This window comes from Pseudomonas sp. B21-059 (assembly GCF_026016285.1).
Classification (GTDB): domain Bacteria; phylum Pseudomonadota; class Gammaproteobacteria; order Pseudomonadales; family Pseudomonadaceae; genus Aquipseudomonas; species Aquipseudomonas danubii.
This window is the reverse complement of the sequence record NZ_CP087201.1, coordinates 151,094-174,570: the sequence shown is the minus strand read 5'-3', so window position 1 is coordinate 174,570 and position 23,477 is coordinate 151,094. Positions and strand designations below refer to the sequence as shown.

At 64.1% G+C, this 23,477-nt stretch carries 17 protein-coding genes; 2 read left to right on the top strand and 15 right to left on the bottom strand.

All coding sequences use genetic code 11. The features are described from left to right. Positions 1–90: 90 nt before the first annotated feature. The gene (locus tag LOY69_RS00735; RefSeq protein WP_413787138.1) at positions 91–1,698 is read right to left on the bottom strand and encodes a glycosyltransferase family 39 protein; all 1,608 of its coding nucleotides are present in this window, start codon (positions 1,696–1,698) and stop codon (positions 91–93) included. 208 nt (positions 1,699–1,906) lie between these two features. On the opposite strand from LOY69_RS00735, the gene LOY69_RS00730 reads away from it, so the two are divergent. Both LOY69_RS00730 and LOY69_RS00725 read left to right on the top strand, forming a co-directional pair. Then, a complete protein-coding gene (locus LOY69_RS00730) occupies positions 1,907–4,105 on the top strand; it encodes an outer membrane assembly lipoprotein YfiO (RefSeq protein ID WP_265074000.1) in 2,199 nt (732 codons plus the stop codon). Then, a complete protein-coding gene (locus tag LOY69_RS00725; protein ID WP_265073999.1) occupies positions 4,075–4,824 on the top strand; it encodes a DUF3142 domain-containing protein in 750 nt (249 codons plus the stop codon). Before LOY69_RS00730 ends, LOY69_RS00725 begins: the two co-directional genes overlap by 31 nt. Positions 4,825–4,918: 94 nt before the next feature. Here the strand turns inward: LOY69_RS00725 and LOY69_RS00720 are convergent, their stop codons facing one another. The 14 genes from LOY69_RS00720 to LOY69_RS00655 form a co-directional block, all read right to left on the bottom strand. Beyond that, positions 4,919–7,384 (bottom strand): TonB-dependent siderophore receptor, encoded by a 2,466-nt coding sequence (locus LOY69_RS00720; protein WP_110597169.1) that lies wholly within the window; start codon positions 7,382–7,384, stop codon positions 4,919–4,921. A gap of 97 nt (positions 7,385–7,481) precedes the next feature. Next, positions 7,482–8,435: a FecR domain-containing protein gene (locus tag LOY69_RS00715; RefSeq protein ID WP_110597170.1), complete on the bottom strand. Its 954-nt coding sequence runs from the start codon at positions 8,433–8,435 to the stop codon at positions 7,482–7,484. After that, positions 8,432–8,941 (bottom strand): sigma-70 family RNA polymerase sigma factor, encoded by a 510-nt coding sequence (locus LOY69_RS00710; protein WP_102882666.1) that lies wholly within the window; start codon positions 8,939–8,941, stop codon positions 8,432–8,434. Before LOY69_RS00710 ends, LOY69_RS00715 begins: the two co-directional genes overlap by 4 nt. 70 nt (positions 8,942–9,011) lie before the next feature. Continuing rightward, the gene (locus tag LOY69_RS00705) at positions 9,012–10,508 is read right to left on the bottom strand and encodes an efflux transporter outer membrane subunit (protein WP_265073998.1); all 1,497 of its coding nucleotides are present in this window, start codon (positions 10,506–10,508) and stop codon (positions 9,012–9,014) included. Then, positions 10,505–11,575, bottom strand: a complete 1,071-nt coding sequence (locus tag LOY69_RS00700; RefSeq protein WP_265073997.1) for an HlyD family secretion protein — start codon at positions 11,573–11,575, stop codon at positions 10,505–10,507. Before LOY69_RS00700 ends, LOY69_RS00705 begins: the two co-directional genes overlap by 4 nt. Positions 11,576–11,589: 14 nt before the next feature. Then, positions 11,590–13,134 carry an MFS transporter gene (locus LOY69_RS00695; RefSeq protein ID WP_102882664.1) on the bottom strand — a complete coding sequence of 515 codons (1,545 nt, stop codon included), beginning with the start codon at positions 13,132–13,134 and terminating at the stop codon, positions 11,590–11,592. Between the two features lie 176 nt (positions 13,135–13,310). Next, the gene (locus tag LOY69_RS00690) at positions 13,311–14,237 is read right to left on the bottom strand and encodes a LysR family transcriptional regulator (protein WP_110651274.1); all 927 of its coding nucleotides are present in this window, start codon (positions 14,235–14,237) and stop codon (positions 13,311–13,313) included. A gap of 215 nt (positions 14,238–14,452) precedes the next feature. Beyond that, positions 14,453–15,319, bottom strand: coding sequence for an ABC transporter permease (locus tag LOY69_RS00685; RefSeq protein ID WP_265073996.1), 867 nt, complete (start codon positions 15,317–15,319; stop codon positions 14,453–14,455). 33 nt (positions 15,320–15,352) lie between these two features. Beyond that, positions 15,353–16,213: an ABC transporter ATP-binding protein gene (locus LOY69_RS00680; protein ID WP_110597175.1), complete on the bottom strand. Its 861-nt coding sequence runs from the start codon at positions 16,211–16,213 to the stop codon at positions 15,353–15,355. Positions 16,214–16,218: 5 nt separating this feature from the next. Further along, complete coding sequence (locus LOY69_RS00675; protein WP_306468863.1) at positions 16,219–17,256, bottom strand: ABC transporter substrate-binding protein; 1,038 nt, start codon at positions 17,254–17,256, stop codon at positions 16,219–16,221. Between the two features lie 26 nt (positions 17,257–17,282). Continuing rightward, on the bottom strand, positions 17,283–18,170 hold the full coding sequence (locus LOY69_RS00670) for a TauD/TfdA dioxygenase family protein (protein ID WP_265073995.1): 888 nt from the start codon (positions 18,168–18,170) through the stop codon (positions 17,283–17,285). A 326-nt stretch (positions 18,171–18,496) separates the two neighbouring features. Next, entirely contained in the window at positions 18,497–19,864 is a 1,368-nt protein-coding gene (locus tag LOY69_RS00665) for an HlyD family type I secretion periplasmic adaptor subunit (protein ID WP_102862544.1), read from the bottom strand. Beyond that, the gene (locus LOY69_RS00660) at positions 19,854–22,010 is read right to left on the bottom strand and encodes a type I secretion system permease/ATPase (RefSeq protein ID WP_102882663.1); all 2,157 of its coding nucleotides are present in this window, start codon (positions 22,008–22,010) and stop codon (positions 19,854–19,856) included. Before LOY69_RS00660 ends, LOY69_RS00665 begins: the two co-directional genes overlap by 11 nt. Positions 22,011–22,047: 37 nt before the next feature. Next, positions 22,048–23,400 carry a TolC family outer membrane protein gene (locus tag LOY69_RS00655; RefSeq protein WP_265073994.1) on the bottom strand — a complete coding sequence of 451 codons (1,353 nt, stop codon included), beginning with the start codon at positions 23,398–23,400 and terminating at the stop codon, positions 22,048–22,050. Positions 23,401–23,477: the final 77 nt, after the last annotated feature.

Sequence of the window (23,477 nt, the reverse complement as noted above, 5' to 3'; positions counted from 1 at the left end):
TTCGAGGCGGCAGGTTGACGTTCCCTCAAATGAGTCTAGGTCGGGCCAGGGTTGCCGCACCGCGCAACTTCCGAACGGCATTCAACGCACTCAGCGCGAGCTGCATAGCGCTGTCACAGAGGCGCACATGACAAACAGTCGGGCCCGGGTGCTGCCTGCGGCGAACTCGCTGACTGTGTGCCAGCCGGCCGGCAAGGGCGCGAACTCCTCGGGTTGATCGTCGGTACCCACCAGCCAGATCCGACCGCTGCCCACCGGCAACGAGCCCAGTTGATCCAGGTAGACCTCATCCGGTTGGTCGATCAGGGTGCCGAAACCATAGGCGTTCGGCCTGCCGGAGGCGCCCCCTGGCAACGGCGGCGTGTACAGCAACGGCTGAGCATCGGTGCGGTTGTAGTAGACGTAGCTCAAGTACCAGAGCATGTCGCTGATGACGATGCGGTCGCCCGGGGCGTAGTGGGTGTTGACGTAATCCACCATCACGCTGATCTGGTCGTTGACGTCGACATCGGTGTTGTTTCGCAGCCCCTGGGCTTCGATCCCCACGAAGACCAACAACAGGGCCAGAGCCAGCAGTCGCGCGGTGCGCAGCCAGCGGTCGATGACCATTGCCACGATCAACGGCAGGCCCAGGGCATAGGCCGTCAAGTAGCGTTCGATGAACACCGGGGAAATGAACGACACCGCAAACACCAGCAACAGCGGCACCAGGGTAAAACTGACCAGCAGCCCACCCAGCCGGGTCCGCGAGTCGTCACGCCACGCGGGCACCAGGCAGACCAGCAGCATCAGCAGCGGCAACCCCACGAACAGCGGCCAGGACAGGCTATCGCCTTCGTCCTGGAGCAACAGCTGCCAGACCATGGCCGGCAGGGACGACCAGGTCACCGCAGGTTCCCAGCCCACATCGCCACCGACCTTCAACTCGTCCAGGTGCCGCAGCAGCTCCAGCAGCTCGGGAACCCAGGGCAGGTACAACAGCACCACCAGGGCATTGGCCAGCCACCAGACCGGCCGACCAAGCAACCGCCGACCGTCCTCGCCCCGGGCGCCCGATAGCGCCAGGTACAGCCAATGGGCCAGAACACAGAGCACCGTGAAGTAATGGGTGTAGAACGCCAGCGCCAACAACAGGCTGTAGATCAGCAGGTAGCGCCGGCGCCGAGGCTGGCGTACCCAGTACGCCAGGGCCAGGGTCGCCCCCAGCAGCAACATGCCCAGCAGGGCATACATGCGCACTTCCTGGCTGTAGCGCACGGCGGTGGGCAGCAACGCCAGGAGCACCCCGGCGAGAATCGCCGCTCGTCGGCCTGCCAGCAGCGCCACCAGCCAGACACCCAACCCCACCGTGACAATCCCCGGCACGGCGCTGAACATTCGCACCGACAAAATGCCGTCGCCAAACAGTGCGATCCAGCCATGCAGCAGCATGAAATACAGCGGCGGGTGGACATCGCGCGCGGCATGCCGCCAGATCTCTATCAGGGAATACTGGCTGAGCAACAGACTGGAACCCTCGTCGCCCCAGATGGCGGCCGCCGTCAGGTCATAGAAGCGGATGCCGGCGGCCAGCAGCAAGATCGGCAGCAACCCGTATTCCAGCACCCGCCGGGCCAACCGCTGCAGCCCAGCGCCCTGCTGCATCATCGTCTGCGGCGACAAACGCCCGACCAGATCCGGCGCTTTGCGAAATTCCATTCCCAGCTCCCCTCACCCGCATGACGTGGCTGCAATGACCGGCACAGCATCTTCTTTTGCCTGGAAAACCGCAAAGCCCATACAGGCCCGACAGCCGTTGCAAAACATCGGAATCTTCGCTGGCTGCATAGGTGTGCCTCCTGGCCTTCTGTATGATTCGCCCATCTTCAAGGTGCTCCCTCGCGGCTTTGCGAATTAAGGACAATTCATGCGTATCGGTCTTCTTCCATCATTGACCCTGGCCCTGGGCACCTTGTTTGCCGCCCTGGCCCAGGCCAGCTCGGACGACATCTGCTCACCGACCTGGAAGCTCTACGCCAACCAGTTGGACAGTTGCAGCAACCTGCCCTTTCTCAGCCCGGGCAACGACAGCCGGGTCAACCTGCGGCTGCTGCTGGCCGACCAGGGCAGCCTGCCCCTGACGCCCCGGCCCCTGATTCAGGATGAACTAGGCATGGGCTACGGTCCCGTGCCCTTCATGCACTATCGCCTGCACCCGGCGCAGCCCGAGCTCGACCCCGCCACTGGCAACCCACCCAAACCCGGCCCCTCGCCCGCCACCGAGCAGCTCGACAGCCTGCTGCAGGCCGTGGGCCTGCGTCGCGCCAACCAGAAAACCGCCGGCGACGGCTTTCTCTCCGGAGAAGGCAGCCGCTGCCGCAGCAACTCGGACGCCAGTGCCCTGGCGTTTGTCGAGCAGCTCAACCAGGCGCAGCTGAGCCCGGAAGAACGCCAGGCCCTGGCCGAGGCCCGGGTGCAACTGCTGGCCAGCTGCGACTGGAACGCCAGCGAAATGAGCAAGCTGCTGCCGGGCAACCTGAACTCGGCGGCGGCCAAGGCGTTCGCCCGCTACCTGCAGGCCGCCGCCGACTTCTACAGCGGCCGCTTCAGCGAAGCCGGCAACGGTTTTGCCGCGCTCAAGGACAATCCCCAGCCCTGGCTGGCCGAAACCGCGGCCTACATGAGCCCGCGCACCCTGCTCAACCTGGCCCAGCAGAACGCCTTCGATGAATGGAGCATGGTCAATCTGGAGCATGTGGACAAACCCGTCCTGCAACAGGCCAGCGCCGGTTTCGAGGCCTACCTGAAGACTTATCCACAGGGCCGTTACGCCGTATCCGCCAAAGGCCTGATCCGCCGTGTGCACTGGCTGAAGGGCGACACCCAGGCCCTGGCCGATGACTACGCCGAGCAACTGACCCAGGCACCCGGCACCCCGCGCAACATGCCTCTGGACGACTTGGTGGAAGAAGTCGACTACAAACTGCTGAGCCTGCCCGAAGACAACTTCAAGGCCCCTCTGCTGCTGGCGGTCAAGGACCTGATGCGCATGCGCGACGCGCCATCGGCGCCTCTGACCCGGGACGCCCTGCAACAGCAGAAGGCCCTGTTCGCCAGCCAGCCGGCGCTGTTCGACTACCTCCAGGCCGCTTTCAGCCTGTATGTCGAACAGCAACCGGCGGCGGCGCTCAAACAATTGCCCAGCCAACTGCCATCGCAACTGGACTACCTGAGCTTCAGCCAGCAGACCCTGCGCGGCCTCGCCCTGCAGGCCCAACAGGACTGGAAAGGCGCCGAGGCGCTGTGGCTGCAACTGCTGCCCCTGGCCCAGCAACCGCTGCAACGCGAACAGCTGGAACTGGCCCTGGCCTACACCTACGAGCGCAGCGGGCAACTGGCCAAGGTGTTCGCCGCCGACTCGCCGATCAAGAGCGCCCAGGTGCGCGCCATTCTCCTGCGCCAGGTGGCCTCGCCCAAACTGCTGCGCCAGCAGGCCCAACAGGCCGACTCACCAGCGGAGCGCAACGCCGCGCGCTTTATCCTGCTGTACAAGGACCTGACCCGCGGCCAGTACGCGGCCTTCGGCAAAGACTACGAGCAACTGCCGCCCAGCCTGCCCGACGATAGCCTTGGCGCCAGCCTGGGCTACATCTACCTCGATACGCCGCCACTGCGCGACTTCCGCTGGAATGGTCCCCAGCCTGAAGAGCAACAGCCGGACTACCGTTGCCCGAGCCTGGTGGAGACGGCCGCGCTCCTTGAGCGTGACCCGAAAGCGCCGGCCGGGCTGCTCTGCCTCGGCGAGTTCATGCGCCTGAACAACTTCGATCAGATGCCCCTGGACACGCCACCGAACGCCCAGTCCCTGGGTGGCACCCAGGACACCTTCCCCGGCAAGCCTTTCTCGCGACTCGACGGCTACCAAGTGGTGATCAACAACCCCAAGGCCAGCCGCGACGAACGCGCCTATGCCCTGTACCGGGCCATCTACTGCTACGCCTCCTCCGGCAACAACCGTTGTGGCGGCGCCGGCGTCGAGCCGGCGGTGCGCAAGGCCTGGTTCCGCCAGCTCAAGGGCAAGTTGGGGGACACCCAATGGGGCCAGTCGCTGCGTTACTACTGGTGAATCCAAAACGCCTGGCCGGCTGCCTGCTGTCACTGTGCCTGTACTGGGCAGCACCAGCAGGCGCCACCGTAGACGCGGCGCAATACGACGCCTTCTGGCTGTGGAGTGGAGTCAAGACCCAGCCAGTGCTGGCCCAGGCCAAGACCCTGTACATCCTCCAGGGCCAGATCAGCCGTTCGCGGCGCCATCCGGCCAGCGGCGTCCAGCTCATCGCCCAGGGCCTGCCGGTGTCGCAACTGCCCCAGGAGCAGGTCTGGGTGGTCTACCGCGCCCACACCCTGGCCTGGCCGGAGTCGCTGTATAGCCAATTGCTTGGCCAAGTGCAGCGCTGGCATGCCACGGGCACCGCGGTGATGGGCATCCAGATCGACTTCGACAGCAGCACCCGCGACCTCGAACGCTATGCGAGCTTCCTGCGCGACCTGCGCCAGCGCCTGCCGGCGCACTACCGCCTGAGCATCACCGGCCTGATGGACTGGGGCAGCAACGCCGACCCGCAAGCCATCAGCCAGCTCAAGGGCGTGGTGGACGAAGTGGTGGTGCAGACCTACCAGGGCCGCCGCAGCATCCCCAACTACGCCAGCTACCTGCCGCGCCTGGACCGCATGGGCCTGCCCTACAAGGTTGGCCTGATCCAGGGCGGTGACTGGCAGGAGCTCCAGGCGCTGCGCGATAGCCCCTGGTTCAGGGGCTATGTGGTGTTTTTACAGAATCCTTGAGAGCAAGGCGGTCTGGCGGACACCTTCGCTGACAGGCCAGCGCCGGCAAAAACCAAAAGCGCACAACGCTCCAGCTCATCAGCCTGATGGACCCTTACCAGTCATAGGTCAAACTCGACACCATGGTCCGCCCCTCACCGTAGTAGCAGTCCCAGATGCTGGTGCACTTGGCGACGTAGGTCTTGTCGGTGAGGTTCTTCACGTTCAGTGCCAGCTTCACGCCCTTCCATTGCAGTGGTGATTTTTCCAGGTCGTAGCTCAGGCTGGCGTCGTACACGGTGTAGGACGGGATCTGGAAGGCGCCGTCGTAATCGGTGCCATAGCTGCCCTTGACGTAGCGGGTGCCGACGCCTGCGCCCAGGCCCGCCAGCGGCGTGTCGCCAAGGATCGTGTAGTTGAGCCACAGCGAGGCGGTCAGCGGCGGCATGCCGGCCGGGTGACGCCCTTCGCGCCCGTCGTTGTCCTTGGTGTACTTGACGTCGTTGCGTGACGCCGAGGCAATCACGTCCAGCGATTCGCTGAGGCTGGCCTTGGCTTCCAGCTCGATGCCACGGGAACGCACCGCGCCACTCTGGATGCTGAACCCGGGGTTGGCCAGGTCGGAGGTCAGGATGTTCTCCTGATCCAGCTGGTAGGCCGACACCTGGACAAAACTCTCCTGGCCCGGCGGCTGGTATTTCATCCCCACTTCGTACTGCTTGCCGCTGGACGGCTCGAAAGCGCTGCCCCCGACGCTGGTGCCACTCAAGGGCAGGAAGGATTCCGAATAGCTGACAAAGGGCGCCAGGCCATTGTCGAACAGGTACACCAGCCCACCGCGCCCGGTGAAGGACTGGCTCTTGGCGTTGGTATGACCACCGTTGAGCGGCGTCTTGTTATCGGTTTCCGCCCAGTCGTTGCGACCGCCCAGCACCAGCACCCACTTCTCGTACTTGATCTGGTCCTGCACATACAGGCCGGTCTGGATGATGGTGTTGTCCCACTGGTAAGGGTTGCCGAAATTCAGCGACTGGCCGTAAGTGGGGGTGAACATGTCGAGGATCGGCGGGTTGTAGTCGTACTTGCCGTGAAACTTGGAGTTGGAGTGGTAGTAGTCCAGTCCCATCACCAAGGTGTGACTGAAAGGCCCGGTGTCGAACTCGGCCTGGGCGATGCTATCCACGCCATAGACCTTGTTGTGCTGCTTCCAATCCACACCATAACGGGTCATGTAGCGCTGGTCGTTGAGGCCGGTCTTGGGATTGCTGACGAACTTGTAGCCGTGCAGCGGCGCGCGGTAGCGGTCATCGACGTCGGCGTAGCGGGCGTTCTGCTTCAGGGTCCAGACATCGTTCAGGCGATGGGAGAACTCGTAGCCGAGGACGAACTGGTCGCGGTCATAGGCATTGACCCCGGGCTCGCCGAGGAACAGGTCGCGGTCGATCTTGCCATTGGGGTTGGCGAACACCGTGCCCACGCTGGGCAGGCCCTGGGCCTCGGGTACGTCATTGTCCTTCTGATACTGGGCGAACAGCGTCAGCTGGGTGTCGTCATCGGGCCGCCAGGTCAGGCTCGGGGCGATGAACTGGCGCTGACGCTGGACGTAATCGACGGCGTCCTGGCTGTCGCTGGCCAGCCCGGTCAGGCGATAGAGGAACTGCCCCTGCTCATCCAGCGGGCCGCCCAGGTCCAGGGCGACGCTCTTGTGGTCATAGCTGCCGGCTTCCAGCACCAGCTGATGCAAGGGGGTTTCGGTGGGCCGCTTGCTGACCATGTTGACGATCCCGCCCGGCTGGTTCTGCCCGTAGAGCACCGAGGCCGGGCCCTTGAGCACTTCGATGCGCTCCAGGGCATAGGGATCGATCTGCAGGGCACCGCCGGTACTGCCGCCGCCGTAGGGCAAATGCAGGCCATCGAGGTACATCGGCGTCGGGGAAAAACCACGGGAGGTGGGTTCGTCGAAAATCTTCACCCGGTCAGAAAAGCCACCGCCGGTCATGCCCGGGGTATAGAGCAGCGCTTCGGTCACGCTTTGGGCGCCGCGGGCCTTGATTTCCTTGGCGCCGATCACGTTGATGGTCTGCGGAATCTCCACCAGCGCCGAGTCGGTCTTGCTCCCGGTGGCGCTGCGCTTGGCGACGATTCCCGGCACCGCGCCCCAGGCATCCTCGGTCATCTGCGTGGCGCCGATCCGGGTCGGCGCCAGCTGCAGCGCGCCGTTCTCGGCCAAGGGTTGCAGGCCCCAACTGGCCCCGGTCTGCACCGCCTGCAAACCACTGCCAGCGAGCAACGTCTGCAGGCCCTGTGCGACCTCGTAGCGCCCATGCAGGCCGGCACTGTGCTTGCCGGCCGTCATGCTCGCATCCACCGACAGGAGAATCCCCGCGGCACTGGCGAAACGATTCAGGACCTGATCGAGATTGCCGGCGGCAATCTGGTAGTCCCGCGCCTGGCTCTGGCTGCCGCTGTCGGCCTGGGCCATGCCAGGCAACACCGGGGCCATGGCCAGCAGCGCGACAAAGGCGCGGCGGCGGGCAGCGGTGCCCAGGGTCAAAATGGATGCTGTGGTCTGGTAAGGCATTCCTGAACTCCCCATGAGAATGCGTCTTGATCGGCTTTCATGGGGTATCCCGGACAGCTCGGCAGAATCGACAATCGCGCAGAAGAATTATTTGCAATCAGTCCCGCGGCTTGAGGGTCACCCAGTAGCGGGTCACCGCGTGCGCCCGCACCGGCAACGAACGTTCCAGGGCCGCGAGAACCGCATCGCTGTCCGCCAGGGGGAAGACTCCGGTGAGCAACAGGCCGGCCACCTGCTCGTCACAACGCAACAGCCCCGGGCGATAACGCGCCAGCTCGGTGACGAACTGCCCCAGGGGCTGGCGTTCGGCAATCAGCCGGCCCTGGCTCCAGCTGCTGGCATTGACCTCGGCCACTTGCCGCGCCGAAACCCGCCCGGCGCTGAACCACAGGCGCTCGCCGGCCTTGAGTTGCAGGGCCGGGGCATGCCGGGGACTGACCCGCAGCGCACCTTCGTAGAGATCGACCCGGGTGCCGCCGTCCAGCTCGCGCACGGCAAAGCGCGTGCCCAGGGCCTGGATGTCTCCGGCGGCGGTTTCGACGATCAGCGGCCGCGAGGCATCATGCCCGCTGGTGAGCAGGAGCTCGCCCTGGATCAGACGGATGCGCCGCTCACTGGCACTGAACAGCAGGTCGACGGCGCTGGCGCTGTTGAGGTCCAGGCGACTGCCGTCGCTCAGGGTCAGGTGGCGAATTTCTCCGGTGGCCGTACGCTGCCCGGCAAAGGCCGCCCGCCAAGGCTGGCTGTCCTGGACCAGGTAACCGCTGCCCCCGGCCACCAACAGCAAGCCCAACAGTTTCAGCGCCGCACGTCGTTGCGGGTCCGGGGCCTGCGCCAGCAGCACATGGGCACTGTGCTCCGGCACCCCGCCCAGGGTTTGTTGCAGTTGCTGCAAGCGCTGCCAGGCCCGCTGGTGTTCGGAGTCAGCCTGTTGCCAGGCCACGAACGCCTCGCGCTGCTGCGCATCGAGCTCCCCGCCCCAATGCAGCATCAGCCATTCACTGGCCTGCTCGACGATGGCGGGAGCAATGGGTGCCTGATGCGCCTTCATTCTTCGTAAAGCACCTGATAGCAGGCCTGGATCGCACGGATCATGTACTTCTGCACCGAACTGACAGAAACCTCCAGGCGCTCGGCAATCTGGGCATAACCCAGCCCTTCGAACTGCGACATGACAAAGGCCTGGCGCACCTTGTCCGGCATGCGATCGAGCATGGCGTCGATCTGCATCAGGGTTTCGAGGATCAGTGCGCGGCTTTCCAGGGAAGGCGTCTGGGGTTCCGGCAGGTGGGCGATGCTTTCCAGGTAGGCGCGCTCGATGCGCAACCGGCGCCACTGGTCGATCACCAGATTGCGCGCGATCTGCGCCAGGTAACTGCGGCTTTCCTGGTGCCCGGGAAAGCGCCCCGACAGCAACAGGCGCAGGAAAGTGTCCTGCGCCACGTCCGCCGCATGCTCGCGATCGCCCAGGCGCTTGCGCAACCAGCTCTGCAGCCAACCGTGATGATCTCGATACAGACGATGGAGCTGGGCGTTACCGTCAGTGGTTGCTTCCATGAATGAAACTGCACACATGATTGAGAGCAATTATCATTACACTTTTTTCTCAATCCAGGCAAAAAGGCTTTCAGTGCCCCTGACTGGCGGCGTGCAGCGGATACACCGACTCCCAGCCTCCCCCCAGCGCCTTGTACAAACCGACCATGGACAGGGACACCCCCGCCGAGCTTTCCACCAGTTGCTCCTGGGTGGCCAGCAAGGCGCCCTGCACGGTCAGGACGTTGACGAAATCCACCACCCCTTCGACGTATTGCTGCTGCGCGGTACGCAAGGCGATCTGATTTTGCCGCACCGCTTCGGCCAGGCTGTCGCGGCGCAGCTGGCTGGCGTTGTAGCGGGTCAACTGGTCGTCGATTTCGTGCCAGGCCCGCAGCACGGTCTGCTGATAGGCCAGGGCCGCTTCCTGCTGCTGGGCCTCGCGCAACTGGAGCATGCCGCGCAAACGACCACCGTCGAACAGCGGCAGGCTGAACTGCGGGCCGATGCCAAACTGGCGGGAGCTCCAGGAACCAAAATCTGCCAATTGCAGGGCCTGGGAACCGAAGTTGCCGGACAAGGTAATGCGCGGATAGAAATCCCCCTTGGCCACGCCGATGCTGGCCGTCGCGGCATGCAGCCGTGCCTCGGCCTGGCGGATATCGGGGCGGCGTTCGGCCAGCTGCGACGGCAGGCCGATGGCCACTTGGCTCGGGGGTTGGGGCACCGGCGCGTCACTGGCCAACACCTGGTGCAGGGCCTGGGGCGGCTCGCCCAGCAGCAGGCTCAGGGCGTTGATCAACTGCGCCTGACGCTGCTGCAACTCCGGCAGCCGGGCCTCGATGGTCGCGACCTGGGCCGCCGCTTCGGCCACATCCAGGTCAGTGGCCACGCCATCGGCCAGGCGCAGTTGCGAGAGCTTCAGACTGTGCCGGGCAACCTCGAGGTTCTGCTCGGTAACGGCTCGGGTGCTCTGCACGCCACGCAGTTGGATGTAGTCCTGAGCGACCTCCGCCAGCACCGACAGCAGCACCCCGCGCCGGTCGTTCTCCGCCACTTCCAGGGTCGCGTCGGCGGCCTCGGTCTCGCGCCGGACCCGGCCCCACAGATCCAACTCCCAGGCGGCGGAAAAACCCGCTTCCCAGAGATTGAAGGCTGACTTGCCGTTGTTCCCCGAGGGGTCGCTCAAGCCTTCGCCACTGTTGCGCTTGCGCCCGTAGCCGCCATTGGCCGCCGTGCTTGGGTAGCGCTCGGCGGTGATCACCTGGCGTGCCGCGCGGCTTTGCTGCAAGCGACTGCTGGCCAGTTGCAGGTCGAAGTTGTCGCTCAGAGCGCGGCGACTCAGGGCCGACAGTTGTGGATCGTTGAACACCTCCCACCAGCGCTCCTGCATGGCACTGTCCACCGCCTGGCTGGCGGCGGCCTGTGCAGGGGCCGACCAGGCCTGGACCTGAGTCGCCTGGGGCCGCTGGAAATCCGGGCCGACGCTGCAGGCGCCCAGCGCCAGCAGGCTCAGCACCAGCAATGCAGGGCGCCACGAAAGGTGCCTTGGCAACGAACTCTCTTGGATCTGCCGCTCGATACTCATCGCTGGGTCACCTCGCGGGCACGGGTGGTGGAGCTGTGGGTGTCCACGCTGGCTTCCACCGACATGCCGACCCGCAGGCGCTCGGCCATGGGCTGGTTGGGGTCCAGGAGAATCTTCACCGGAATGCGCTGCACCACCTTGGTGAAGTTGCCGGTGGCGTTGTCCGGCTTGACTGCGGCGAAGGTCACGCCGGTGGCCGGGGCCAGACTCTCGACGCGGCCATGCAGGGTTTCGCCGCCCAGGCTGTCGACCCGGACTTCGACCGCCTGCCCGGCGTGCATGGCGGTGAGCTGGGTTTCCTGGAAGTTGGCCAGCACATAGGCCTGCTGCAAGGGCACCACGGCGAGGATCTTGCTGCCGGGAGTGACATAGGCGCCAACCCGTACCGCGCGCTCGCCGACCATGCCGTCCACCGGGGCGACGATGCGCGTGTAGGACAGCTCGTAGCTGGCCATTTCCAGGGCTGCCTGGGCCCGCTTCAGGCTGCCTTCGGCGGCGTCGCGCTGGGCGGTGAGGATTTCCACCTGCTTGCGTTCCGCCGCCAGGGCCGCGGTGGCGGTGGCCACGCGGGCACTGGCCTGGTCGATGCGGGTCCTGGCTTGCTGGGCGTTCTGCACCGTACCGGCGCCGACCCCGGCCAGGTGGTTGTAGCGGTTCAGCTCATGCTCGGCAAAGGCACGCTCGGCCTGGGCCGCGCTCAAGGCCGCCTGGGCCTGGGCAATCACCGAACTCTGCCGGTCCAGGGTGGCCCGGGCGTTCTGCAACTGGGCCTGGGCCACCAGGGTTTCGGCATCCGCCGCCTGGGCCGCGGCCCGCAGGTCACGGTCATCGATCAGCGCCAGCAGTTGCCCGGCCTTGACCTGCTGGTTGTCCTCCACCAGCACTTCCTTGATGAACCCGGCCACCCGCGGCGCCACCAGGGTGTAGTCGGCGGCGATGAAAGCATCGTTGGTGCTCTGCTCGCTGGAGCGGCCGAACAGGCCCGGCGCCACCAGATAAGCCAGCACGCCAAGGGCCGCTACCGTCGCCACGGCGACGGCGATTTTGTCTTTGCTCTGGATCGTCATAAAAACCTTCTCGTTCAAGTGGGCGCCCGCGGTGGATAGATCCGCGTCGGCAGCCAGAAAATCAGCAGGATCAGCGCAGCGGCCACCCCTGCCATGCAGAAATACAGATCGGCGGAGGTCAGCACCAAGGCTTGCTGGTGCAGGCGCTGGGCCAGCCCGGGCACCCGGTCGTCCACCAGGGGCGAATTGCCCAGGCGGTCCACCAACATCGTCGAGTGGAAATGCAAACGGTGGGTGGTGAGCACATCCAGCACCCCGGTGGCGATCACCGCCGCCAGGCCTTTCACGGTGTTGAACCAGGCCGAAGCGAAGGGCCCCTCCACCGGCGTGATGCTGCCGGTGGACAGCATCAACAACGGCAGCACCGCCATCGGCTGGCCGAAGATCTGCAGCAGTTGCAGCCCATAGAAATCGTCACGAATCCAGGCCGAGGTCAGGTGCGTGCCCCCCAGGCAAGACAGCACCAGCATGCCCAGGCCGATCCCCAGCACCCAGCGGCAGTCGACCCAGCGCAGGTTGCACAGGGCCGCCACCAGGGGCAGGGCCAGCAGTTGCGGCAAGGCCATCACCAGCATCACCGGCGCGGTCTGCAACGGTCGATAGCCCTGGACCTGAGCCAGGTAGGCCGACGGGATGATGATCACTGCGGTCAATACCACCAGCACCCCGGCCAGGGTCAGCAGGGCGAAGGACAGGTTGCGGATGCCGAGCATCTGCAGCTTGAAGAAGGGAATCGGCTGCGACCATTCGTTGATCATGAACAGCACCAGCAACACCAGCCCGCCGACCAGCAGCACACTGATCAGCGGCGACTCGAACCAGTCCAGGCGATTGCCCTGAAGGATGCCGATCACCAGCATGCAGATCGCCGGGAAGCCCAACAGCAGCCCACGCCAGTTGAACTGCTTGCAACGCTCCAGACGCAACGGGTCCTGAGGCAGGCCGTAAGCCACCGCCGCCATGGCCAGCAGACAGGGCGCCACCACCTGCCAGAAGGCCCAGCGCCAGCCCACGTACTCGGTCCACAGTGCTGCCAGGGGCGTGCCCAGGCTGGGGCCGAAGGTGGCGGTCAGGGCATAGCCGGCCAAGCCGTAGAGCTTGACGTTGGCCGGCAGGAAGCGCAGGGCCACGGTCATCAGCATCGGCGGCAGCGCGCCTCCGGCCAGGCCTTGCAGAGTGCGCAGCAGCAACAGGCTCTGGTAGTTGGGGGCGAAGGGGCACAGCACCGCCAGCAGGGTGAACAGCGCAATGGCGCAGAGGGTGAAACGCCGCAGGGAAAAGGTCACCGAGCACCAGGGCGCGAAAGCCATGGCAGCCACCGAGGTGGCGGAGTAGCACGCCACCAGCCAGGTGCCTTCGTCGAATCCGATGAACAACGCGCCGCGGATATCCGCCAGGGCGATCTTGGTCACCATGTCGTTGAGACCGGAAACCAGCACCACCAGCAGCACACCCACCAGACCGATAATGATTCGCGGTCCGAAGACCGGTGGGGCGATGGCTGCCGGCTTGCTGGCGGCTTCAACCGAAGCGGGCGCAGCGACAGCGAGAGAACTCATGGAAATACTGCTCCAGACAAGAAAACCAGAGCAGTTTATGAACAGCCAGCACTGACGAAAACTGACTTATCGACACTTTATAAGTGCACCAAACGCAACAATTAACCCTATTGACCGTAGGAGCTGGCTTGCCAGCGAAGGGGCCATCAAGACCGCTTTCGCCGGCAAGCCGGCTCCTACGAAGAGGCCGGCTGGGCTTCTTGCCAGGTGGCCTGGCAGGAGCTGCGCAGGGTTTCGCGGAACCATTTGTGCGCCGGGTCCTTGTCGTAGCGCGGGTGCCAGGCCTGGGTCAGGACCAGGGTCGGCAGGGAAATCGGCAGGACAAAGGAGCGCAGACGCAGGCCCAGGCGCGAGACGCTGAGCAATGTTTCCTGGGGTACCGGCAGGATCAGGTCCGAATCCGGCAGCATGAACATGGCGGCGTGAAAACCCGGGGCAATCAGCGGCACTCGACGCTCCAGGCCCAGCTCCGCCAGCGCCGTATCGATCGGCCCACGGGCAATGCCTCGACGCGACATGCTGATATGGGGAAACGCGGCAAAACGCTCGGCGGTGATGTCTTCGTCCAACAATGGATGGCCTTCACGCACCAGGCCGACAAAGGCCGTGGTGAACAGGTTCTGCACCTTCACTTCCGGGGTCAGGGGCCGGGTGTTGCTGATCCGCAGGTCAATGCGTCCCTCCCGCAGGGCCTCGTCATCGCCATCGCCTTCCGGCACGAAGCGCAGCTCGCACAAAGGCGCCTGACGCTCCAGGGTGTCGATGAGGCGACCGCCATAGACGCCGACGAAAAAGTCGTTGGCGCGCACATTGAAGCGCCGCCGCAACGACAACAGGTCGACCTGGTCCGCCGAGCGAAACAGCAGCGCCGCCTGCTCCACCAGATCACGCACCTGGCTGCGCAGCTCCAGGGCCTTGGGGGTGGGCACCAGGCCACGCCCGGCACGCACCAGCACCGGGTCGCCCAGGGCTTCGCGAATCCGCGTCAGGGTCCGGCTCATCGCCGCTGGGCTGAGGTTCATGCGTCGTGCGGCGCCGACTACGCTGCCCTCGTCCAGCAGGGCATCGAGGGCGACCAGAAGGTTCATATCCGGTAGTTGCATACTGAGCACTCATGACTGATCAGGGATGATCCAGACGCAATGCTAGCAGGCTTGGCGCCGAGGAAAATGAGAGAGATCAATCCTTACCCGCGAACCCACTGCCCGCGTAGCAGCCGGCTTGCCGGCGAATGGGCCTTCAAACCTTGCATCGCCCTGAGGACGCCTTCGCTGGCAAGCCAGCTCCTACAGTCGAGGGGTCTGGCGGACGAGGTAGCTCAGCGTTGCATGCCCCAACGTTTCACCGTGATGCGCTCCAGGGTGTCGAAGATCAGGTTCTCCACCAACAGGCCGATGAGGATCACCACCGCCAGCCCGGCAAAGACCTTGTCGGTGTACAGCTCGTTGCGGTTCTGGAAGATGTACCAGCCCAGGCCGCCCTTGCCGCTGGTGGCGCCGAACACCAACTCAGCAGCGATCAGGGTGCGCCAGGCGAAGGCCCAGCCGATCTTCAGCCCGGCCAGGATCGACGGCAGCGCCGCCGGGATCAGGATGAACAGCACCAGGCGCAGGCCCTTGAGGCCGTAGTTGCGCCCGGCCATGCGCAGGGTTTCCGAGACGCCGAGAAACCCGGCGTAAGTGTTCAGGGCCAGGGCCCAGAGCACCGAATGCACCAGCACGAAAATCAGGCTGTTCTGCCCCAGGCCGAACCACAGCAGCGCCAGAGGCAACAGGGCAATGGCCGGCAACGGGTTGAACATCGAGGTCAAGGTACTCAGCAGGTCACGGCCAAACTGGGTCGAGACCGCCAGGGTGGTCAGGGCGAACGCCAGGACGATACCGATCAGGTAGCCCTTGAGCAGCACCACCAGGGAAATGCCCACCTTGCCCAGCAATTCGCCGCTGAGCAGGCCCTGGTAAAGAGCGCTGGCGGTCTGCAGAAAACTGGGCAGCAGCAGGTCATTGTTCTGGTAGCGGGCCACGGCTTCCCACAGCAGCGCCAAAAGGATCAGGATCAGGCCCTTGCGCAGCCAGCCCTGTTGCCAGAGTCGCTGGCCCAGGGGCAGCTCTCGTTCCAGCGGGACTTGCAGCAAGGGTTGCAGGACAACTTCGTATTCTTCGCGCACGGGGGATGACTGGCTCATCGGGCGTTCCTCGTTCAACGGTGGCCTGACGGCTCAATAGGCGATACGGATATCGGCGAAATCCAGCTCGGTTTCGGTGTCAGGCCCCTGGCCTTCATCGAACAGCAAGCGATGAATACGCTGTGCCGTCTGCTGGAAAGCCACACCGCCCAGGCTTTGCAGGTCGTACTGGTGGCTGTGGACTTCCGCCCGCACCCGCCCCGGATGCGGCGACAGCAAGAGGATGCGATTGCCCACCACCAGCGCCTCCTCGATGGAGTGAGTGACGAACAGCAAGGTGAAGCGCACCTCCTCCCAGAGCAGCAGCAACTCCTCCTGCATCTTGCGCCGGGTCAGGGCGTCGAGGGCCGCGAAGGGCTCGTCCATCAGCAGGATCTTCGGCTGCATGGCCAAGGCCCGGGCAATCGCCACCCGAGCCTTCATGCCACCGGACAAGGTGTGTGGATAGGCATCGGCGAAAGCCGCCAGGCCGACCTTGGCCAGATAGTGCAGGGCGCGCTCTTCGGCCTCGCGGCGGCCGAGGGTTTTCGACGCCAGCAGGGGAAACATCACGTTCTGCTTCACGGTTTTCCAGGGCGGTAGCTGGTCGAACTCCTGGAACACCACGATGCGATCCGGCCCAGGCTGACTGACTCGCCGCCCCTGCAGGCGAATCTCGCCCTCGCAAGGCTGGATGAACCCGGCCACGGCCTTGAGCAGGGTCGACTTGCCGCAGCCCGAAGGCCCCAGCAGGACAAAACGATCGGCTGGATCAACCTCGAAACTCACCCGGTGGGTGGCCCGCACCACGCGCTGCGGGGTGCGGTATTCCAGGCTGACTTGATCCACCGCCAACAGCGTCTCGGCGATGGCGGTGAGGTTGCTGGCCGTGTGGCCTGGCAAGGGGGCGTTCATGGCCATCAGCTCCCTTGCAGCGGTTTGGCGTCCTGGAAGAAGTAGTCCTTCCACGACTGCGGCTTGTTCTTGATGGCGCCGACCCGGTGCAGGAACTCCGCCAGCGGGTAGGTGTTTTTCGGCGTCACGCTGAATTCGAACTGCGGGTTGTCGATGATCTTCAGCAGCGCGGCGCGGTCGATCTTGGCCTTGGTCACACGGATGTAAGTGTCGGCGGCCGCGCCCTTGTCGTTCTGGGCGAACTCGGCAGCTTCAGCCAGGGCTTCGACGAAGGCCTTGTAGGTCTTGGGGTTGTCGTTGCGGAATTTTTCGGTGGCGAACAGCACCGTTGGCGAGTTCGGGCCCAGCAGGTCGTAGGTGTTGAGCACCACATGCACATTGGGGTTCTCCAGGGCCTGATCCTGGAACGGCGGGTTGGAGAAGTGCCCGGTCAGCTCGGTGCCGCCGGCAATCAGCGCGGCGGTGGCGTCCGGGTGCGGCACGGCGATGGTGTACTTATCCAGGCGATTGAATTCCTGGTCGCCCCATTGCTTGGCTGCAGCGTATTGCAGGAAGCGCGACTGCACCGAGACGCCCACCGCCGGCACCGCGATGCGGTCCTTCTCGGTGAAGTCGGCGATGGTCTTGACCTGGGGATTGTTGCTGACCAGGTAGTAGGGGAAGTTGCCCAGGGACGCCACGGCCTTGACGTTCTGCCGGCCGTGGGTGCGGTCCCAGATGGTCAACAGCGGGCCGACGCCGGCTCCGGCAATGTCGATGGAGCCCGACAGCAACGCGTCGTTGACCGCTGCGCCGCCGGACAGCTGGGTCCAGTCGACCTTGATGTCGATGCCCTCTTGCTTGCCGTGCTTTTCGATCAGGTTCTGATCGCGCACTACGTTGAGCAGCAAATAGACGATGCCGAACTGTTCGGCGATGCGAATTTCGCCTTCGGCATGGGCCGCCGCAGGGGCGACCAGGCTGCCGGCCAGCAGACTGAAACCCAGGCCGATGGCCGTGGCCAGTTTGCCGAGGCGGGGAATGAAGGGAATGGATAAGGACATGATGATTCTCCTGCCGTGCCTGGCGATCAGTAAGGGGCGTCGCCCTGGATGGTGGTGCGATACAGCTTGCGGCGCAGATGGCTCGGGCAACCGGCGGCCAGGTGGATCAGCGAGCGGTTGTCCCAGAACACCAGATCGTGGGGGTGCCATTGATGGCGGTAGATGTTTTCCGGCAGCACGCTGTGGGCGTACAGCTCGGCCAGCAATTGGGCGCTTTCGTCTTCCGGCAAGCCGACGATGCGGGTGGTGAACCCCTCGCTGACGAACAAGGCCTTGCGGCCGCTTTCCGGGTGGGTGCGTACGATGGGGTGCACCACCTCGGCAACCTGGGCCAGTTGCTCCGGGGTCAGGGTCGGGCGCCAGTTGCCCTCGAACTTGGTCTCGCTGTAGCGCGCCGTGTAGGAGTGGGCGGCGCTGCGGCCCTGCACCGCCTTGCGCAGGGCCTCCGGCAGGGTGTCCCAGGCTTTGTGCATGTCGGCGAACAGGGTGTCGCCACCTTCGGCCGGCAATTCCTGGGCGTGCAGCATCGAGCCCAGGCTCGGCAGTTCCTTGTAGGACAGGTCCGAGTGCCAGAACTTGCCGGCATCCCCCAAGCCAATGGACTGGCCGTTCTCGATGATGTTGGAAACGATGAGGATTTCCGGGTGCCCGGCCAGCAGGAACTGCTTGAGCACATGGATCTGCAGCACGCCGAAGCGGCGGCTGAAGGCGATCTGTTGTTGGGGGCTGATGCGCTGGTCGCGGAACACCACCACGTGGTGATCCAGATGGGCGCGGTGGATGCGGGCGAAGTCCTGGTCATTGACCGGCCGGGACAGGTCCAGGCCGATAATCTCGGCGCCCACGGCGCCGCTGAAGGGACGGATTTCGAAGGCTTGTGCAGCGATAGGCGCGGCACTGGCTGATGCAGACATGACTTAAAACTCCCGCGCAGGCGCGCCCAGGGCGCGCGCGTCGATCAGAAACTCACGGAGATCCCGTGTGGGTTCATTTCGTGCGGCGCGCCGATTGGTCGGCAGGTACGCAGGGAGTCGACTTTATAGATATAAGAAAGCGAATTTAAATACCGTTAGCGAATAACGATATGTTGATTCGAGCGGCGCGATACCTGGGGCCGCTGCGCTGTCGACGGCTCGATGAGACGAACTGTAGGAGCCGGTTTGCCGGCGAAGACGCTCTCACGGGCCCCTTGGCTGGCAGCCAGCTCCTACAAGGCTGGAAAGGTCGTTTTTTTCACGGATCAGCGCTCGTGCAGGGCTTCAGCGCGGGCGCGGATGATCGGCTTGAGCAGGTAGCTGAGGATGCTCTTCTTGCCGGTGATGATGTCCACCGAGGCGACCATCCCGGGGATGATCAGCAGCGGTTTTTCATCGGTGCCCAGGTGGCTGCGGTCGGTGCGCAGCTTGATCATGTAATAGGTGGTTTTCTTGTCTTCGTCGGTGATGGTGTCGGCACCGATCTGCTCCAGGCGGGCCTTGAGGCCGCCGTAGATGGTGTAGTCATAGGCGCTGAACTTGACGATCGCTTCCTGCCCCGGGTGCAGGAACGCGATGTCCTGGGGACGGATCTTGGCTTCCACCAACAGGGTGTCGTCCAGGGGCACGATCTCCACCATGTCGCTGCCTGGCTGGATCACGCCACCGATGGTGTTGACCATCAGTTGCTTGACGATACCGCGCACCGGCGAGGTGACCAGGGTCCGGCTGACCCGGTCTTCCAGGGCCTTGCCGGTGGCGCTGGCCTTGTTCAGTTCGGTGCGCGCCTCGTTGAGCTGGGTCAGGGCCTCGCTGCGGAACTTGCCGCGGGTTTCATCGATCTTGCGCTGCACTTCCTTGATCGCCGATTCGGCACGGGGAATCGCCAGGGTGGTGGCGTCCAGCTGGCCGCGGGTTTCCACTTCGGCACGCTTGAGCCGCAGCACTTCCACCGGTGATACCGCGCCCTGGGCCACCAAAGGCTCGGACATGGCAATTTCCTGGCGTTGCAAACCCAGCTGCTGACGGTACTGAGCCTGCTTGGAGGTGAACTCGCGCAGCTCCTGTTGCTTCTGGATCAGCTGTTCCTGGAGGCCGCCGATTTCGTCATGCAGTTGCTGGCGACGACTTTCATAGAGGGACTTTTCGCTGGCGGCCTGGCCGGGGACTTCCTTGAGCACGTCCTCGGGGAAATTCAGCGCCCGGTCATCGACCTCGGCGCTCAGGCGCTCGACCCGCAGCAACATGGACAGGCGCACAGTCTCGGTCTCACCGACGTTGGACTGGAAGCGCGTGTCATCCAGGCGGATCAGCGGCGCTCCGGCCTCCACCACCTGGCCTTCCTTGACGTACAACTCGGAGACAATGCCGCCTTCCAGGTTCTGGATCTTCTGCACCTTGGACGACGGAATGGCCTTGCCCTCGCCCTTGGTCACTTCGTCGATGACCGCGAAGTTGGCCCACAGCACCAGGAACAGGAAGAACGCGATGATGCCCCAGATGGTCAGGCGAATGACCCGAGGCGCATCTTCGATCAGGGCCTTGTTGACCTCAGGCAGCGGCTGCCCCTGAAGAGAATCGGTGCCTTTGAAATAGCGGCGGATCGAGTCCTTGAATCCCGACTTAAGCAACACTGATCTGCCCCTTCTTCAACGCTTCCATCACCACCGCTTTCGGGCCATCGGCCAGGATCTGTCCACGGTCCACCACCAACAACCGATCCACCAGCGACAACAGCGACGCCCGGTGAGTAACCAGGACCACGGTCTTGTTCTGCACCACTGACTCCAGGCGCTGCTTCAGGCGTTCTTCACCGGTGTTGTCCATGGCGCTGGTGGGCTCGTCGAGCAACAGGATCTGCGGGTTGAGCAACAGGGCACGGGCCAGGGCGACGTTCTGACGCTGGCCACCGGACAGGTTCTGTCCACGCTCGCCCACCTGCAGTTCATAGCCTTGCGGGTGCAGCCGGGCGAATTCGTGAACCCCCGCCAGTTCGGCGGCTTGCAGCACCAGCTCGTCTTCAACGTAGCGGGCACCGGAGGTCAGGTTGTCCCGCAGGGTGCCGGCCAGCAGCTGGATGTCCTGGGGCACGTAGCCAATGTTATGGCGCAACTCGCTGACATCGATCTGGCGGATGTCCACGCCGTCCACCAGCAAGGCACCGGAATCGGGCTGGTAAAGCCCTACCAGCAGCTTGGCCAGGGAGCTTTTGCCCGAGCCGCTGCGGCCGATGATGCCGACCTTCTCGCCTGGCTTGATCACCAGATTGATGTTCTTCAGCGCCGGGTTCTGCTGCCCCGGGTAGGTGAAATTCAACAGCCGGCATTCGATGGCGCCCTGCAGCACGCTGCGGCTCAGGGGACGCTCGTCGAAATTGCGCTCCTGAGGCAGCTCCATCATCTGGTCCACCGAGGTCATGGTGACGCGGGCCTGCTGGTAGCGGGTCAGCAAGCCGGACAGCGAAGCCAGCGGGCTCAGGGCCCGGCCGCTGAGCATGTAGCAAGCGATCAGCCCGCCCATGCTGAGGTTGCCGTCGATGATCTGGTACACGCCGAAGATGATCATGATCACCCCGGCCAGTTGCTGAATCAGCAAGGTGATGTTCATCGCCAGGCTGGAGAGCATCTTCACCCGCAGTTCCAGGCGGCTGAGGGTGCCAATGGTCTGCTCCCATTGATACTGACGCTCGCTTTCGGCGTTGTTGACCTTGACCGCGTCCAGCCCGGCCAGGGTTTCGATCAGGCTCGACTGACGCTCGGCACCCAGGGCCATGGTTTTCTCCATGGTCGCCACCAGGGGCTTCTGCAGGGCGTAGCCGATACCCAGGGCGATGGGGAACGCCAGCACCGGGATCCACACCAGGTGGCCGCCCAAGATGGCGATCACCAGGAAGATCAGCAGGGTGAACGGCAGGTCAATGAGGCTGGTGAGGGTCAGGGACGCGAGAAAATCCCGCAGGCTCTGAAACTCATGGATGTTCTGGGCGAAGCTACCGACCCGAGCCGGGCGGTACTTCATGGCCATGCCGACGATGCGCTCGAACAGCGTGGCGGAAATGATCAGGTCGGTCTTTTTCCCCGCCAGGTCCAGGCACAGGCTGCGCAGACTCTTGAGGATCAGGTCGAAAATGTAGGCGCCCATGATGCCAATGGACAGCACCCACAGGGTCGAGGTGGTCTGGTTGGGGACTACCCGGTCGTAGACATTCATCACGAACAGCGGCGCGGCCATGGCGATGATGTTGATCAGCAGGCTCGCGGCGATGGCGTCGGCATACAACCAGCGCGAACGCTTGAGGGTGTCGCGGAACCAGGAGCGGGCCCGGGGAATCAGCGATCCGTGATTGACGTCGAACTTGTGCTGGGGCTGGGCAAAGAACACCTGGCCGCTGTAGTCGTCGGCCAGTAGCTGGCGATTGACGCAGACTTCACCGCCGTCGCTTTCGCTGAGCAGCAGCCGTGCCTGGTCCTCACCCTGCCAGCCCAGAAGCACGGCGCTGCGGCCGTCCTTGAGCAATAGCAGGGCGGGCATCGCGATGGTCGGAATCTGCTCGAGCTTGCGACGCAAAACGCGCCCCTGCAGCCCCGCCCGGGCCGCCGCACGGGGCAGCAGCTCGGCGCTCAAGCGCTGTGACGGCAATGGCAGACCCGTGGTCAGCATGGCCGCACTGGCGGGCTTCTGATGCAGGAAGCAAAGGGTCAGCAGCCCATCCAGCAAGGGGTCGTCATGCATGCCGCGCGGATCATGACTGAGTTGCACACGACTGACTTCTGGTTCCACGCTGGACACTCTTGGCTGGCAATAGGATGAAAGTAGCTCAATTCATCCCAGGCAGCTGGACCTTGGGCTTCGCATCGTTCTGCACGACCGAAGCCATAGGTGCGACCACTCCCTGGCTCTTGAGCAACTCGCCCATGGTCGCCTTGATTCGATACTGAGTAAATAACTGAATGTTCTGGATCTCGGCCAAACGCCGGGAGGCGGTGAACAGTTCGTTTTCGCTGTCGAGCAAGTCCAGCAGGGTACGTTCGCCCAGACTGAACTGCTTCTGGTAGGCGGTGCGCACCGCCATGCTGCGATCAACATATTGCTGGGCGATCGGCACCTGGACGTTGGCATTGTTCAAGGCGTTCCAGGCCAGGCCCAGTTCTTCGTTCAGTACCCGCAGGGCGTTGTTGCGGATATCCAGCGCCTGGTTGGACTGGTAGGCCTTGGACTCCAGATCGGCCTTGTTGCTGCCGCCGGCGAACAGGTTGAAGCGCATGCGCAGCATGGCCTGCCATTCATTGTTGTGGCCGTTCTGACCGTCGAGGTCGTTGTCGGCGGTGCGTCCCAGCTCAGCATCGAAACGTGGGTAGAACGCCGATTTGGCGGCGTCGTACTGCTTCTCGGCAGCGACAATGTCGGACTCGGCGGAGCGCAGGATCGGGCTGTTTTCCAGCATCTGACGGCGGGCCTCATCGAGGTTGGCCGGCAGCATCGCCATAAAACTGGCAGGGCGTTCCAGCTGATCCGGCATCTGCCCTACCGCACTCAGGTAGTTGGTCTGGGCGTCGGCCAGGTTGGTCTGCTCGGTGATCAGGTTGTTGCGGGCCTGGGCCATGCGCGCTTCGGCCTGGTCAAGGTCGGCGCCACTGCCCACGCCACGCTGGGTGCGCAGTTTGATCTGGTCGTAGATGCGTTCGTGATTACGCAGATTGTCTTCTGCCAGTTGCACGAATTGACGACGGGTCAACACATCCAGGTACACCTGGGCCACGGTCAGCGCGGTGCGCTCGGAAGTACCCAGCAGGGAATAAGCCCGAGAGTTGACGGTGGCTTGTTGACGCCCCACTTCGCTGGACGTGGCAAAACCGTCAAAAACCATCTGTTGGAGACGTAAACTTGACTCGCTACGGTTCAGGGTTTCCCAGTGATTGCTGCCAGTACCCGCACGAGTACTAGGGTTATCGGTCCCTTCGCGACCGTAGCCAGCGAGCATATCGACACGCGGCAAATAGCCACCCTTGGCGGCTTTAAGTTGATAGTCGGCGGCTAGACGGCTGTTTACCCCGGCTTGAATTTCCGGGTGCACATCCAGTGCTTTCTGCATGGCTTCGGGGAGTGTTTGTGCCTGCACGAAACTGGCAGCTAAGGCGAACGGCAGGGCCTTGAACAGGTGAAAACGCATGGTAAGAATTTCCCTCGGACAGCATGTCCAGAAACACGTCATAACGTGGTGCCACATCGAATGATTGCAACCACAAC